Source organism: Maribacter corallii, from assembly GCF_047345415.1.
In the GTDB taxonomy this organism is placed as follows: domain Bacteria; phylum Bacteroidota; class Bacteroidia; order Flavobacteriales; family Flavobacteriaceae; genus Maribacter_C.
Map to the genome: position 1 here is coordinate 492108 of NZ_JBLFEP010000002.1, position 15683 is coordinate 507790.

The 15683-nt window shown below is 39.1% G+C and carries 16 protein-coding genes; 8 read left to right on the forward strand and 8 right to left on the reverse strand.

Translation table 11 applies throughout. The features are described 5' to 3' along the window. Window positions 1-8 precede the first annotated feature (8 nt). Both ACKWCA_RS07450 and ACKWCA_RS07455 read right to left on the reverse strand, forming a co-directional pair. Window positions 9-884 (reverse strand): mechanosensitive ion channel family protein, encoded by an 876-nt coding sequence (locus ACKWCA_RS07450; RefSeq protein WP_413977542.1) that lies wholly within the window; start codon window positions 882-884, stop codon window positions 9-11. 89 nt (window positions 885-973) lie between these two features. Then, window positions 974-1549, reverse strand: a complete 576-nt coding sequence (locus tag ACKWCA_RS07455) for a hypothetical protein (protein ID WP_413977543.1) — start codon at window positions 1547-1549, stop codon at window positions 974-976. A gap of 239 nt (window positions 1550-1788) precedes the next feature. Here ACKWCA_RS07455 and ACKWCA_RS07460 point away from each other — a divergent pair, with 239 nt between their 5' ends. Together ACKWCA_RS07460 and ACKWCA_RS07465 are read left to right on the forward strand one after the other, a co-directional pair. Continuing rightward, complete coding sequence (locus ACKWCA_RS07460) at window positions 1789-3060, forward strand: DUF2254 domain-containing protein (protein WP_413977544.1); 1272 nt, start codon at window positions 1789-1791, stop codon at window positions 3058-3060. 108 nt (window positions 3061-3168) lie between these two features. Then, a complete protein-coding gene (locus tag ACKWCA_RS07465; RefSeq protein ID WP_413977545.1) occupies window positions 3169-3678 on the forward strand; it encodes a peroxiredoxin-like family protein in 510 nt (169 codons plus the stop codon). A 19-nt stretch (window positions 3679-3697) separates the two neighbouring features. Here the strand turns inward: ACKWCA_RS07465 and ACKWCA_RS07470 are convergent, their stop codons facing one another. Genes ACKWCA_RS07470 through ACKWCA_RS07485 form a run of 4 tightly spaced genes read right to left on the reverse strand, consistent with a single transcriptional unit; the run spans window position 3698 to window position 5051 of the window. Further along, complete coding sequence (locus ACKWCA_RS07470; RefSeq protein WP_413977546.1) at window positions 3698-4147, reverse strand: DUF305 domain-containing protein; 450 nt, start codon at window positions 4145-4147, stop codon at window positions 3698-3700. Window positions 4148-4168: 21 nt separating this feature from the next. Further along, window positions 4169-4375: a DUF6327 family protein gene (locus tag ACKWCA_RS07475; protein ID WP_413977547.1), complete on the reverse strand. Its 207-nt coding sequence runs from the start codon at window positions 4373-4375 to the stop codon at window positions 4169-4171. Continuing rightward, the gene (locus tag ACKWCA_RS07480) at window positions 4372-4722 is read right to left on the reverse strand and encodes a hypothetical protein (RefSeq protein ID WP_413977548.1); all 351 of its coding nucleotides are present in this window, start codon (window positions 4720-4722) and stop codon (window positions 4372-4374) included. The genes ACKWCA_RS07475 and ACKWCA_RS07480 overlap by 4 nt, the downstream gene beginning before the upstream one ends. Then, the gene (locus tag ACKWCA_RS07485) at window positions 4722-5051 is read right to left on the reverse strand and encodes a YtxH domain-containing protein (RefSeq protein ID WP_413977549.1); all 330 of its coding nucleotides are present in this window, start codon (window positions 5049-5051) and stop codon (window positions 4722-4724) included. The genes ACKWCA_RS07480 and ACKWCA_RS07485 overlap by 1 nt, the downstream gene beginning before the upstream one ends. Before the next feature lie 196 nt (window positions 5052-5247). Between ACKWCA_RS07485 and ACKWCA_RS07490 the strand changes: the two genes are divergently transcribed. The 6 genes from ACKWCA_RS07490 (at window position 5248) to ACKWCA_RS07515 (ending at window position 13802) form a co-directional block, all read left to right on the forward strand. Beyond that, a complete protein-coding gene (locus tag ACKWCA_RS07490; protein ID WP_413977550.1) occupies window positions 5248-6603 on the forward strand; it encodes an NAD-dependent succinate-semialdehyde dehydrogenase in 1356 nt (451 codons plus the stop codon). Window positions 6604-6623: 20 nt separating this feature from the next. Then, window positions 6624-6803 carry a hypothetical protein gene (locus ACKWCA_RS07495; RefSeq protein WP_413977551.1) on the forward strand — a complete coding sequence of 60 codons (180 nt, stop codon included), beginning with the start codon at window positions 6624-6626 and terminating at the stop codon, window positions 6801-6803. A 166-nt stretch (window positions 6804-6969) separates the two neighbouring features. Beyond that, window positions 6970-7656 (forward strand): head GIN domain-containing protein, encoded by a 687-nt coding sequence (locus ACKWCA_RS07500; protein WP_413977552.1) that lies wholly within the window; start codon window positions 6970-6972, stop codon window positions 7654-7656. A gap of 188 nt (window positions 7657-7844) precedes the next feature. Further along, the gene (locus tag ACKWCA_RS07505; RefSeq protein ID WP_413977553.1) at window positions 7845-11462 is read left to right on the forward strand and encodes a ShlB/FhaC/HecB family hemolysin secretion/activation protein; all 3618 of its coding nucleotides are present in this window, start codon (window positions 7845-7847) and stop codon (window positions 11460-11462) included. A 47-nt stretch (window positions 11463-11509) separates the two neighbouring features. Next, window positions 11510-12715 carry a Pycsar system effector family protein gene (locus ACKWCA_RS07510; RefSeq protein WP_413977554.1) on the forward strand — a complete coding sequence of 402 codons (1206 nt, stop codon included), beginning with the start codon at window positions 11510-11512 and terminating at the stop codon, window positions 12713-12715. Window positions 12716-12734: 19 nt separating this feature from the next. Next, window positions 12735-13802, forward strand: coding sequence for a mechanosensitive ion channel family protein (locus tag ACKWCA_RS07515; RefSeq protein ID WP_413977555.1), 1068 nt, complete (start codon window positions 12735-12737; stop codon window positions 13800-13802). 160 nt (window positions 13803-13962) lie between these two features. On the opposite strand, the gene ACKWCA_RS07520 is transcribed toward ACKWCA_RS07515, so the two are convergent. Then, window positions 13963-15351 (reverse strand): NAD-dependent succinate-semialdehyde dehydrogenase, encoded by a 1389-nt coding sequence (locus ACKWCA_RS07520; protein ID WP_413977556.1) that lies wholly within the window; start codon window positions 15349-15351, stop codon window positions 13963-13965. Window positions 15352-15369: 18 nt separating this feature from the next. After that, the gene (locus tag ACKWCA_RS07525) at window positions 15370-15672 is read right to left on the reverse strand and encodes a hypothetical protein (protein WP_413977557.1); all 303 of its coding nucleotides are present in this window, start codon (window positions 15670-15672) and stop codon (window positions 15370-15372) included. Between the last annotated feature and the right edge of the window lie 11 nt (window positions 15673-15683).

Consider the following 15683-nt stretch of genomic DNA (forward strand, 5'->3'; position numbering starts at 1 on the left):
TATTCAAATCAATTCGTATTGACATAAACCTTCTCTGGAAAATCCAAGGTTCGTATGGGGAAAGGTATATTGATATCATTCGAATCAAAAGCTTTCTTAATAGCTATAATAGCCTCCGTTTTGGCTTTTAATACTTCTAGTCCTGAAGTTGAGTTTATCCAAAAACGTGTTTCAAAATTAATTGCGCTATCACCGAATTCCCTATATAGAAAAATGACTTCATCATTACTTTCTACGGCCTCAAAATTCTCGACAATGGTCTTTACGACCAATTTCCTCACAAATTCCAAATCTGAAGAATATCCGATTCCGCACCCCAGTATTACCCGTGATTGCGCGGTGGAAGAATAATTCTTGATTGGATTCTCCAACACCAATTTGTTGGGAATATAGACCAGATTATTATCGATTTCTTTTATGGTTACGGCCCGTAGATCGATATTCACCACTTCACCTGAAAAGTCGTTGCTTTGTATCCAATCGCCGAACTTAATTTGTTTGATGTACGAGAGAACGATTCCCGAATAGGTATTTGCCAGAGCTCCTTGCAAGGCGAGACCTACGGCGAGACCCGCTACCCCGGCACCTGCTAGAATAGTATTTAAAGTCTTGCTCAAGTCTAAAATTCCCAAAATCAGAAATATGCCTGCCAAAATGACCAGAACCGAGACCAGTTTTGCAATCACATTTTTCATGGATTTTTGCAAACTGCTTCTGCCTAGTAATTTCAGGGTCAGTCTACTAATGTATTTTGATATTAGAATCGCAATAATAAATACTACAATTGCAATGATGATATTGGGAAGGTTTATAACCAATTGGTCCACCCAGGATTCTAAACGATTCGTCATTTCGCTCCAAGCGTCTTCTATTTTCAAGTCCATAATTTTGCTTTCTTTTTACTGGGCAAGCATAAAAAACGGCTCCGACGTTAAAGTGCGCCAAAGCCGTTCTTGAAACCAACCAACCAATTTTATTTTGAATATATAACAGTATAGTCGTCCAATGAAGATTTTAGTTCTTCGATAGTGTTCAAATAATCATATTGCGTATTGAACATGCGGTCGGGTCTTGCTCCTACGATATAATGTTTTATATCTAATTTTGGCGCATTTAAAGTTACTTGATCCGAAACCCTCATTTTTTTGTCTCCAATAGATTGTTCTTTCGATTCCAATTTTGAAATAACGTAAAGTTGCTCGCCAGAAGCCCAGATTTCTATGATTTCCAATTCATGTTCTTTATCGGTTACTTCAGCTTCCACCATAATGGTCTGTTCCATCTTTTCATCCGAATTTGGCATGTCTACATCAATAAAGGGAACTTCTACGGTTTCTTCTTCCATGATAATCACAACTTTTGGAATGTCTAACGTTTTCGTAGTGGTGCCTACTTCCACATCGGCCCAATTAACTTCATATTCGGGCAACTCTCCAGCATCTGCCGTTACATCGACATCTAAATCTGGCAGCTCACCTTTTTCCTCTTTTTTAATATTGCATGAGCTCAATACGGTAATTGACAGTACGAGCAATAGTAACTTTTTCATATTCTTCTGTTTTAGGTTTATAAATTCATTTGGTACAAAACTAACGGAGTAAACTTTTAATAACGTGCTGTAAAAGTTTTTTGATTGCCGTTAATGCTATCCACGACAATAAACAGTCATGTTTCATGGATTAGCGTTAGTATATAATGTGATTGGGGCCATTTGGTTGAACATTTTAAGAGATTTTTAAAGTCTAATACACCGTGATGCAGAATCCTTTGACTTTCAGTAAAAAAATTATGAAAAGAACGTATTATACTGCCTTGCGGAGTATTGCGTTTTATCCCGTTTTTATCAGTCTCGCATTATTCTGTTTCGCGGCCGTTACCCTCACGCTAGAGAATTTTGACTTTATAATCAACATCAAGAAAAAGAATTCATATCTGTTTATCGAGGATGCTGATACGGCGCGTACGATTCTTTCAACTTTGATTGCGGGTATTTTATCATTGACCGTATTTAGCTTTACCATGGTCATGGTGGTATTGAATCAGGCTTCCTCTAATTTTTCACCGCGTTTGCTCCCCGGTTTGGTCTCCAATAAACGGCACCAGCTTATTCTAGGGTTCTACATTGGTACTTTATTGTATTGTACGATTGTATTGATTTCATTAGGCGCTTACGAACTTGAAAACAGCACCGTAGGCATGTCTACTACTATGGCCGCGATTTTGGGAGTAGGTTGTGTGGGGCTTTTTGTTTCGTTTATCCATAACATTTCAAGCGCTATTCAAATTCAGAATATCGTTGAGCGTATCTACCACCATACCGATCATAAGTTGAATCTGTATTTAGAACAAGAGCTGCAGGAAGAAACTCCGCTACTAGGTTTAAGTGACGAAGATTTACAAGTCATTGTTTCCGATAAAAGTGGATATTTTCAAGAATTTGATATCGATTTGGTAGCATCCGATCTTTTCAAAATTGATTTACAGTTGATACTAATTCCTTATTCTGGAGAACATATTTGGGAGGGAAGTCCACTATTGAAAACAAATAGAAAACTGTCCGACAAAGAAAAAGAGGCCCTACGTTTTGCGTGTTCTATTTCAAAAGACCTTCATGATGGCAACCATCCTTTATTAGGGCTCATAAAACTCATGGAAGTCGCTGTCAGAGCGATGTCGCCAGGTGTAAATGACCCCGGCACAGCGCTTGATGTTGTACATAAATTAGGTCCGCTATTGAGCAAAATGATCAGAATGCCTGCCTTCACTTCAGTAATTGAGTTAAACAAAGGCATAGTGGTCATGAAAACAAATATTTCAACCAACGGATTGCTAAGCACTATTTTTCAACCCATTCGTTTATATGCTAAAAATGACAGTTCTGTTATGGAAGGTCTGCTTTCTGCTTTAAGCTATATGAAAGGTATTTCGGGGCTTTCCCAAGAAGATGAAGATGCCTTAGTTCATGAAGAGGGTGCCATGAAGGAAGACATTGAAGGGTATATCAAAAACAAAAAGGACCGAGAGCAGATTCTGAAAGTGTTTAGTCTTTCGGTTGAATAAAAAATGGCACAAGGTTGTATTGAGTCAATATTGATTGGAATACCATCAATGATTACCATTTGAGCAACTTAATTTTAACCTGTATAATTAAAAAATAAAATTGCAAAAATGATAAAGCCTAAGACAGAAGTACCTGATATCACACTACCTTTAATTAACGATACCCAATGGACATTGAGTGAGCAGCGAAGCAGCTCTTTTACCATGCTTGTCTTTTATAGAGGCTTACATTGTCCCGTGTGCAGGAAGTATCTTCAAGAACTGACAAAAAAATTAAGCGATTTCAGCGAACGGGGAGTACACCTCATCGCTATAAGTTGTGATACTGAAGAACGGGCAAAAAAAGCTGGCGAAGAATGGAGTATCTCAGAACTACCGGTAGGCTATGCATTGCCTATTGAAACGGCAAGGGAATGGGGTCTCTTTATCTCCAAGGGAATCAAAGACACCGAACCGGGCGAATTTTCAGAACCTGCGCTATTTCTCATAAGGCCAGACAGAACCTTGTATGCTTCCTCAATTCAAACAATGCCTTTTGCTCGACCTAACTGGGACGATATTTTAGATGCTATTGATTTTGTAGAGAAAAAAGGATATCCGGCGAGGGGAGGAGAATAATTCTTTCTTTGGCCGTCCTTTAATAAGACTCCAATCGCTCAATCATTTTTTTCATTTGGGCGATTTCTTTTTTCTGTGCTTCGATAATGTCTTCCGCTAGTTTTTTGGCTTCAGCATCTTTTAAGTGCGCTTTTTGACTTACCATGATAGCCGATGAATGGTGTGGAATCATTGCTTTCATCCATTGCACGTCAGCAATCAAAGTTTGGTTTCGTAGCATAGTCAATGTGGCTATGAATACTGCCATACTCACTCCCAAAATGATGTAGTTGGTTCTTTTATCCTTATACATATTCCACATGAACAATAACATTGATATGGCCATAGGGGCTATCATCAATAGCGTCATATACGTTCTTGTATTGCTGAGCATTACATGATCTAACACATCCGCATTTAGAAACATGACCGCATACATAATGATAAAGGATACGACCATCATAAGGGCGAATTTTTTATACATATTCATGTTAAAGATTTAAAAGCCGAATCACCGGATTATCTTCTTCAAAAGCATCAGGACCCCGTACTTTTTGACTCCCTTTAATAATGTGCCGATCCAGTTTATGGGACTTAGATCTTCCTTGATTTGATGGCGAGTCAATTTCAACTCTTCCATTTGAATTTTCCGTTGTAAATTCAAGGTTAACAAGTCCAGTTTGATTTGGTCTAAAGAAGAATATTGTTTTTGATTCATGAGTCAAAAAAGTTTTCGGATAATTTTCGGATAACATTTTTTTCAATACGCTTCCGGCTATTGTAGGCAACTCCCAATATAACTAGGAAGAGCAGACCTACGATTAAAAAACCAATAGCGGCATTTTCAAAAAAGGCACTTAATGCCAAAGCCCCTGCCACTGCTAAAAAAATGAGGGCAAGGGTGCAAAATATACCATAGATGGCATATGTAGACCCCGTGGATGAAAGTATCGCTAGTTGCTGAAATAGCTTAAGTTTATAATATTTTTTGGTCGTCTTCACATAAGCTTCCCCTTTTTCTGCGGCAGCTGAGCTAGTTTCATCCAATGCATCGATAATTCCCATTATGATTTTTGAAGTTTTTTGTTTTTAGCTTTCAGTTCTGATAGTTTCTTTTCTAAAGTAGTGATGACATCTTCCGTCTTATGGCTAACATCAGAAACGATACTCTCTAGTTGATTGTCTAAAGATTCTCTTTTTGATGCCACGGTTTCTGCTGCTCTATCTCGCAGATCATAAGTTGTTTCGGCTATGGAGTCGCGCGTTGCTTCTGCCTGTTCAGCTATTCTTTTTCTTGTTGCCGAACCTTTGTCTGGGGCAAATAAGATACCGAGTGCGGCACCTATTGCTGTACCTGCCAAGACTCCTAAAAATGTATTTCCATTGTCGTTCATTATAGTATTTTTTAAAAGGTTATTACTGATTTAATAGTACAAAGATGTCGATTAGCCACAATCGGGATTGACGCAAAAGCGCAAAAGATTAACGTGGATACCTACAATTCGGTTGGGTTAATAACAAAACCGATTGAGCCCGTCTCAAGGGAAGTACATCTATATCTTGTCGGGTAATAACGATTAAATAGAACTTATGATCAAAACGACAAATCCATATAACGGCCTTACAATCAAGGAATATCCAATGCACACCGATAAGAAGGTTGACCAAATATTAAATGATTCAAACGCCGCTTTTAACGATTGGAAGAGCGAATCGATTGCTTATCGTACCGAATTGCTATCTAAAGTTTCGGAATTGCTACTGGAACGAAAACAGAACTATGCCGAATTAATGACACAAGAGATGGGTAAGCCCATAACTCAAAGTATATCAGAAATCGAAAAATGTGCCTGGACTTGTGACTTTTATGTAAAGAACGCAGAGAAGTTCTTATCAGATGAGGTAATAGAGACTGATGCGGACGAGAGTTTTATAAGTAACGACCCCATGGGGATTATTCTCGCGATAATGCCTTGGAACTTTCCTTTCTGGCAGGTCATACGTTTCGCAGCACCTACTTTAACGACTGGTAACACAGCTCTTTTAAAACATGCGACCAATGTAACGGGTTGTGGGTTAGCAATTGAACAACTGTTCAAAGATGCAGGATATCCTAAAGGATGTTTTCAAACGGTTCTGACAGACCATGAGAAAATAGAAGAAATGATAGCCGATGAAAGAATTCAGGGCGTAACCCTGACTGGAAGTGAAAAGGCAGGTAAAGCGATTGCCCAATTGGCTGGAAAGCATTTGAAGAAATCGGTTATGGAATTGGGTGGTAATAATGCCTGTATCGTCTGGGAAGATGCCGATTTGGAGAAACACATTAAAACTATGGCCAAGGCCAGAATGCAGAATACGGGTCAAAGTTGTATTGCGGCAAAACGATTCATAGTGGTCGATGCCATATATGATAAATTCGTTTCGGCCTTCAAAGAATATGTTCAGTTGATGAAATCGGGCGATCCTATGGAAACTGACACGGAACTCGGTGTCATGGCACGCAAAGATTTAGCAGATACACTTGAAGAACAGATTCGAGAATCGGTTAACCAAGGAGCTAAGGTTACATATGGTAATCGCAGGAAAGACAATTATTTTGAGCCGACACTTCTAGAAGGGGTAACCATTGGAATGCCGGCCTTCGATGAGGAAGTTTTTGGACCTGTTGCGGCTATAGTTCGAGCAAAAAATCGAGAAGATGCTATTAATTTGGCAACCAACTCCAAATTCGGATTAGGAACCATGCTTTTCACAACAGATATTGAATCTGCCAGAAAAGTTGTCGGAGATATTCCCGATGGCGCTTTCTTCATCAATGAAATGGTAAAGTCAGACCCAAGACTTCCTTTCGGCGGTACAAAGACCTCTGGTTACGGTCGTGAACTATCCAAGGAAGGCATGTTGGAGTTTGTCAACAAGAAAACCGTCTACATTAAAACATAAATCTATTAAAATCTTATACAATGAAACAAGGACAAGAAGAAACAAAATTTGTAAAGGAACCTGAAGAACCGACACGTGATTATATCTTCCAAAAAAACCAAAAGACTAAAACCGGAACGTTCATAATGATAGGGTTTTTAGTACTGTTGGTTATCGGGATAATAATTTCCGCCATATATTTTGGATCGCCCGAAGCCTAATTAGAGAGGCATACCGTTTGCGTCAGTAAAAAATGGAATAGCGATAACCGATGCATTAGGCGTCAAGTATTTTTGTGGCAACGAATAATTAGTAATAGAATCAGATTCCCTTTTAATGCAAGCTATAGCAAAACCATTTTCAAGGAATCTTTAAAACAAAGTATTTATGAAGAAAATAAGAATGGTCATTTTGACCGCGATATTGACAAGTATGCCCCTAGTGGCACAAGAGAAGGACATTACAATGAGCCTTGAACGATTTGATGAGTTGAAGGCTTTTGACCAAATCAACGTGAAACTGGTTAAAAGTGATAAGAATTGGGCAAGCGTATCTGGCGATGATACCGATGAGGTGAAAATCGTGAATAATGATGGTAGGCTCAAAATACGTATGGAAGTTGACAACTTTTTGGACGGAAATGAAACCAACGTAACGCTGTACCATACAGAGGATTTACAGTTGGTAGATGCCAATGAAGGTGCGAAAATAACAACTGACAATGATTTAGAAGCCAAGTATTTGACCCTACGTTCTCAAGAGGGGGCCGAGATACACGCGAAAGTGGATACACGAAATCTTGATACCAAAGCTATTTCTGGAGGAAAGATAATGGTTTCAGGTAATGCTGAAAATCAAGATGTGAACGTACGTAGCGGTGGAGAATACAATGCAAAAGACCTAATGTCAAATCAAACTGACGTGACCATATTTGCAGGTGGAAACGCCATTATAACTACAGATGAATATGTTGATGCCAATGTAACAGCCGGTGGTACAATAGAAATTTATGGAAACCCTGAAACGATAAAAGAAGACAAAACTTTAGGCGGATCGATTATAGTTAGAAAATAACTACAAACCGCTTTTTAATAAATGAAAAAGGGGTTGGGGTCATACCCAGTCCCTTTTTTTATCCCAAACTATTTTCAATCAAGAAGCTTATTTTGATAAAAAACATATTAAATTGTACTTTTTCTCCAATCGTTACGGTGGCTTTCGCAATTCTATTATGCGTTGGTTGTGCAACTCATAAACCGCAGTTGCAGAAAAACTTAAAATATACGCCCCCTATAAAAAAAATCTCACATACCTTTTTTATTGCTGGAGGCTTTGGCAATCAAAAGAATAAAAGTGATGAGACGCTAACACTACTTTTAAGAGAACGATTACAAAATGCTGGAAAAAACAGTACCCTACTTTTTATAGGAGACTACATTTCAAGCGAAAAAGACGCCTGGACGAAAGACAAGAATCTAATCGAAAAACAATTGGCCTTGACAGAGGATTTCAAAGGAAATGTCACTTTCCTTCCAGGAAATAACGAATGGAAAAGCAGACACATCGATTCCGTTCAAAAAGTAGAAGAGTACCTAAACGATGTAAAAACCCAAGACGACTATGTATTACCTAAGAATGGATGTCCCTTAGAATACAAAGTCATCAATGATTCATTGGATTTACTTTTAGTAGATTCAAAATGGTTCATCTCAAATTGGTCTCGTGTAAAGGGTATCAATAAAAAATGTACTGATATTGTAACCCGAAGACGATTCGCCGAAGAATTGGAGGGGTATATTAATGATGCACAAGGGAAAAATCTTGTGATTGCTATGCACCATCCAATTTTTAGCAATGGAACTTACGCCGGGTATGATAGTTTCAAAAGTCACATGCTTCCAGTACCGATAGTGGGGTCAGTAATTCATGGTATAGATGATTTAGGGGCCTTCTCTCCAGACAATCTACTTTCAAGACGATACAATCATCTGCGAATTCTAGTGAGCTCGTTGGCAAAAGCATCTGATAGAATTACAGTAGTCTCCGGCCATGAAGAAAGTCTTCAATATCTTTCAGGAGGTGGCATTCATCAAATAATTAGCGGTTCTTTGGGCGGTAGTTCTCCTACAAAACGCACAAAAGGCAGCATCAGTACCGTCGGGGGAAGCCTGCCTTACAAAGGTCATTTTACGTATGGGGAAAAAGGATTCTCCCAATTGACATACTTTGATGATGGTTCTTCTGAAGTAAGTTTCGTAACTGCGAAAGATGAAACAGTTCGCATGAAGGTATTGGAGAAATTTGAACGCGAATCAAATGAGGAATCGTTTAAGCAAGTTATTTCTAAAACCATTCAAGACTCCGTTTATGGCCCCGAAGAAAAACTGTCGCGAACCAAGTTTTTCAAATTTTTGTGGGGAGACCGATATCGAACATACTACGACGAGGCTGTTACAGCCCCCGTGGTATATTTGGATACACTTTATGGAGGGCTTCGCGTGACAAAGAAAGGGGGAGGTCATCAGTCGTATTCCATTCGTTTGGAAGACGAAAATAAAAGAGAGTTCGCTATGCGCTCTTTACGGAAAGACCCCTTGAAATATTTGAAATTTAGCGTTCGCGGCGTTGCCTACACCGAAGACGACTATATGGGAACGCTACCCGAAAAATTGATTTCCGATTTCTTTACGACGGCGCATCCGTATATGCAGATGGTCATCAATCCCATGGCCAAAGCAGTGGATGTAAATCATGCCGATACTCGGCTTTTCTACTTGCCCAAACAAGAGCGATTAGGAAGGTTCAATACCGAATTCGGAGATGAGCTTTATTTTATTGAGCAGCGCCCTTCCGATGAACAATCGAATTATAAGGGGTATCGCAGAGTAATAGATGGTTCTGGAAAAATTACCGAATTTGAGAGTACGACCGACATGTTGGAAAAAATCAAGAGCGATGAATCGTATGCCGTTGATCAACAAAGTTATGTGCGTGCTAGGGTATTCGATATGCTTTTAGGCGATTGGGATAGGCATCAAGACCAATGGCGTTGGGCTGAATACGAAAAGAAAAATGGCGATAAAGAATTTATGCCGGTACCTAGGGATAGGGACAATGCCTTTCCAAAGTTTGATGGCACCGCAATAGACATCATTCAATGGTTTATTCCTATAACCAGGCAATGGCAATCGTATGGCCCAACTATCCAGAATACCAAATGGTTGAATTATAATGGGAGTAGGCTAGATAAAGCCGTTTTGACCAAGTATGATGCTGAAGGTTGGGAGCAAGAAGCACGTTATATCCAACAGAACTTATCCGACGAAATTATCGAGCAAGCGTTTTCAAGATTACCGAAGGAGGTACAAGACAGTACTTCCAACTACATTAAAAAGAGTTTGAAAGCTCGTTTGAAAAACTTGCCGAAATACGCAAAGGAGTATGGTGCTTATCTTGAAAAAAAGATTGTACTATATGCCTCTGAAAAAGACGATGAAATCAAGATAGAACGTATTTCCAATGGAAAAACGAAAGTTGTCATCAGAAGACTTTTGTCAGACAAAAAAAATGAGAAATTTTATGAACGAACTTTTGATGGTGCCAAGACCAATGAAATTTGGATTTACGGTTTAGGAGATAACGACAATTTTGAGGTGTATGGGAAAGCAAATCCAAGCATATTCTTGAGGCTAATCGGGGGATATGGAAAAGATGATTTCGATATCAAGAATCGAAAAAAGCTAAAAGTCTATGACTGGAAACAAGAAAAAAGCGAGTTTGAAGGAAACAACCCATCGAAACAACTGACCGATTTATATAAAACTAATACCTTTCATTGGCGATACTTCAAGCCAAATCGAAATATTCTAGTACCGAACTTCGATTTCAGAACGGATGACGGTTTTTCGGTAGGATTAAAAAATACATTTATCTACAATGGATTCAACGGAAACCCTTTCCGTCAAAAACACATGTTGAGCGCTAAATACTTTTTCAATTTTCAAGCGACCGAACTGAACTACAAAGGTATTTGGGCAAACATTATTCCCAAATGGAATTTTGAAGTAGACGGTTACGCCTCATCGCAGCGATATGCGCAAAACTTTTTTGGGTTCGGTAATGAAAGTGTCAATCAAGAAGATAACTTAGGAAGGGATTTTTATCGTGCCCGCACAGAACAATTGAAGTTGAGCACGGGGGTGGCCTACCATACCTTACGAATTAAGGCCCTTTTTGAGTCTTTCAAAGTGGCCGAAACAGCTGACCGTCTTTTTACTTCAGAGAATCTGAGCGTTCCCGTTTTCGAACGGCAGAACTATGTGGGTGCCGAAACTTCGGCATATTATTACAATGATGATGCCGAAGATTTCCCTACGAAAGGACTTTATTTTGGCCTTACCGCAGGCTACAAAACCAATACCACTTTAAACACAAATAGCTTTGGTTATTTTAAGTTTCGTGCGGAAATCGTTCAAAAGTTGATTTCTTCAGGAAATTTGGTTTTAAGCACTAAAGCAGAATATAAAACCAATTTTGGAAACGATTACTTTTTTTATCATGCCCCTTCCATTGGTGGCGATAATGGCTTACGGGGCTTCAGGGATGAACGTTTTACAGGTAAATCCTATCTCTACCATTCGTCCGATTTGCGACTGAGACTGAAAAGGTATGTGACCGCTTTGGCACCGGTCACTGTTGGAGTTTATGGCGGGTTTGATTATGGTAGGGTATGGCAGCCGAATGAGGATTCAACTACATGGCATACTTCTCAAGGAGTAGGTTTATGGGCAAGTGCTGGTAATTATTTGGCTTTCAATCTGGGCTACTTTAATTCTGTTGAAGGCAATCTATTCCAATTTGGTGTTGGTTTTGGATTTTAAGCCATCTACCACTAGCCTGAGTATTAACTACTAAAAAAATGTAAGATATGACACCGATAGTACATAAAGCAGAACAAATGGCGACCGATATTCTAACGAACCAATTGCCTTCTGAATATCTGTATCACAACCTTAGACATACCCAACGGGTCGTTGCAAATGCATTAGAGATTATGGAGGCCATGGAGCTTTCACAAGATGAACAAGAGAAAGTGCTTTTGGCACTATGGTTTCACGATACAGGCTACGTTGACGGAGTTGAAAATCATGAGGAGAAAAGCTGCGAATTTTTAGAAGATTTTTTGAAGAATAATAAGTATTCACAGTCGAATACGGAATCGATTTGTCAACTTATCAGGGCAACCGAGCGCACTTTCAAACCGACTACGGAACTTGAAAAAATTATTCGTGATTCAGACTCGGGTCATTTTGCAAAAAAGGATTTTCGTTCCGTTTCGGAAATGTTGCGAGAAGAGCTTCAAAAAACGGGTAGGGGAGATCATTCGCCAAAGGAGTGGCGAAATATGAACATAGAGTTTTTTCGAACAGAGCATCGGTTCTTTACGGATTATGCCAAAGAAAATTGGCAGAAGGAAAAGGATAAGAACCTTAGGCGATTAGTGAAAGACCGCAAAAAAGAGAAGCGTTTAATCAAAAAAGAAAAGCTAAAAGCTGAATTTAAAAATCAGATTCCAGATAGGGGCGTGCAGACCTTGTATCGAACTACGCTGAGAAACCATATCAAGTTAAGTGATATCGCCGATACCAAGTCGAACATTCTCTTATCGGTCAATGCTATTATCATTTCATTGGCCTTGTCGAACCTGCTGCCGAAACTGGATAATCCATCGAATGATTACCTGATAGTCCCCACACTAATTTTCATTGTTTTCAGTATCGTCTCCATGATTATGTCTATAAGTGCCACGAGGCCCAATGTGACCAGTGGAACTTTTACGAAAGAAGACGTTGAAAAGAAAAAAGTGAATCTATTATTTTTCGGAAATTTTCATAAAATGGAATTGAAAAATTATGAAGAGGCCATCTCGGCCATGTTGAAGGATAAAGACTATATCTACAGTTCATTAACGAAAGATCTCTATTACCTAGGAGTTGTACTGGAGCGGAAATACAGAATACTTCGTTGGACGTATACTGTCTTTATGATAGGCATAATACTCTCCGTAATTTCATTTGGTATTGCCTTTCACTATTATGGCCCAGAGCGGGTGCTAGAAAGTGTGGTGCCTTAAATCTTAAATTAATCATATAATGAACGAATTGTTTTCACTTTCGAATGAATCCTTGTTTTATGTGTTGGGAAGTATATTCGGAATCTTGCTGTTTTATTTAGTATTCCAATTGATACTGAAAAGGTTTGGCAAGAATCCGAAATACCTAATTCCTGTAAACGCCGTACGCCGCATTAGCGACCCGGTATTGTTTATACTTTTATCCCTGTTGGTACGTCTTCCAGCACTTCGCGAATTATTGGGATTCTCCCAGGAAGCTTATTGGTTTAAAAAAGTTAGTACATTACTTTTTATTTTTGCCAGTACTTGGTTGGTTCTCAATATTATAAAACTTCTGAAACAACATGTTTTACGGAAATACGATATTGATGCTGCCGATAATTTGAAAGCGCGTAAAGTTACTACTCAGTTCAATATTCTAGAACGAATCAGCATTTTTGTGGTCATTTTTTTAGCTCTAGGGATTGCGCTAATCAGTTTTGAGGAAATTCGTGAAATAGGCGTAAGTATTTTTGCCTCGGCCGGAGTTGCTGGAATAATTATAGGTTTTTCGGCTCAGAAAATGATTGCCACCTTTCTTGCGGGAATTCAAATCGCTGTAGCACAGCCCATAAAATTGGATGATGTTGTCATCGTAGAAGGAGAATGGGGCCGAATAGAAGAAATTACATTGACCTATGTCGTAGTGAAAATTTGGGATAAGCGACGGTTGATTGTACCGACCACCTATTTCATAGAGAAACCTTTTCAGAACTGGACCAAGACTTCGGCAGATTTACTTGGAACAGTTTATCTATATACTGATTATCAGGTACCTATCGAAGCCCTTCGCACTGAATTAACGAATATTCTCAAAAATACGGAACTTTGGGATGGCGAAGTAAATAATATACAGGTAACTGATTCAAAAGCCAATTATATAGAAGTCAGGGCTTTGATGAGCGCTAAAGATTCTTCAACCGCTTGGGATTTAAGGGTGTTTGTTAGGGAGCGGCTTATTGGTTTCCTGCAACGGGAATATCCTGAAAGCGTGGCCCACATGCGCTTACTTGTAACGAACAACAATTCTGAAAAATTGGAAGGATAGTATAAGACTGTTTTAATTTATGCGGATTGTTTTTGCACCTTTTTTGCAGTCTTTATCTTATAGTAATTCGTTGCCTTTACCTGTTAGAATCAAAAAACCATAGTGCGCTACCAATAAAAAGCAACCTTGGCTTACGCTATGAATTCATGCTATAAATTGATTAATTGCGCGTTATGGATTTTACATTGACAAATTCGCGTATGCCAAAGCCGCCATGCTCTCTTCCGTAGCCTGAGTCCTTAACACCGCCAAAGGGCATGTTGGGATATGCGAGACCAAAGGAGTTTATATGAACCATGCCCGTGTCAAAATGGTTTTTCGCCAATTCAATCGCCTTGTCCTCATTTTTACTAAAAATACCACCGCCTAAACCAAATTTACTATCGTTGGCAATATGCATGGCCTCTTCATTATTTTTTGCCTTGATCAGAGAAGCTACGGGACCAAAAAGTTCTTCGCTATACGCTGGCTGACCGGGCGAAATATTATCCAGTACCGTCGCTGGATAATAGAAACCTGTAGTATCGGGTATTTCTCCCCCGCATAATATTTTTGCGCCTTTTTCAACGCTTTGAATTACTTTGTCATGGAGTTCTTTTCTCAAATCTTTTCGTGCTATCGGACCTAACTCGGAATCCTCTTTCATGGGATCTCCCATCACAATATTTTCCATTATACTCACAAATTTCGATTTGAATTCGTTATAGACACTTTCTACGACGATGAATCGCTTTGCAGCGACACAGGTTTCCCCATTATTATAAAGTCTTCCTTTAGAACAAATTTCCGCAGCCATGTCAATATCTGCATCGTCCAAAACTATATAGGCATCGTTGCTGCCCAATTCCAAAACAGTCTTTTTCAAGACCTCTGCCGATTTCATGGCGATATGTTTACCAGCCCCGGAACTACCTGTCAAGGTAACCCCTCTTACTAATTCGTTTGCAATAATATCGTCAGACACATCATGATTAATGATAAGTACTTTGAAAAGGTTTTTTGGCAACCCAGCTTCCTCTAATATTTCTTTTAATTTCAGGGCCGAGCCAGTGACGTTCTTTGCATGTTTTAACAGCACTCCGTTTCCGGCCATTAGATTAACTATGGCATATCGGATGGCCTGATATAATGGAAAGTTCCATGGTTGAATTCCATATATCACTCCTATAGGAGCGTAATGAATGATGCCTTTACCTCCATCAGGTAATTGTCTATGCTCATCTTGCAGAAGCTTCTGTCCTTCCGATGCCGTGTAATTGCAAATTCCCACGCACAGCTCTATTTCTTGGTAGCTCTGCTTTAGTAATTTGCCCATTTCTCGGGTCATTAGTTTAGCATATGCGTCTTTGTTCTTTTCTAAAGCTTGTCCTACCGATTTCAATATTTCCGCTCTTTCTTCCAGGGAGATTATTTTCCAATCTAGAAAGGCCTTGTGACAATCTTCGACCGCTTTTGAAGCTTCCTTTCCGGTCATATAAGTATACCGTTCCAAAACATCTTCGGTAGCGGGATTGATAGTTTCAAATTTATTATTGCTATTCTCACTCATTATTTTATTTTTTAGAAGTTAATCTTTTGGGGTATTGGCCCGTTCAGGGGCTTCCAGATTTTCATTGTGTTCACTGCCTTGTCCAAAAAGGCTGTTTTCCTCGTCTACGATACCCGCACTCGATGTAAGATTAACATTGTCTCGGCCTGGTACGTCCAAATCCTTTCCTGAGAAATCAATGCCCTCATTTCGATTTTGAAGCAACCGGTCATCGTCCTTATCCATGCTCAATCCCTTTTTACCAAGCGCGTTTATGTCGCTTTTTGAAATTTCTGAATCGTATGACTTTTTTGCACTTTTTTTATCGTTTTTAGTTTTCATAATTTTGATTT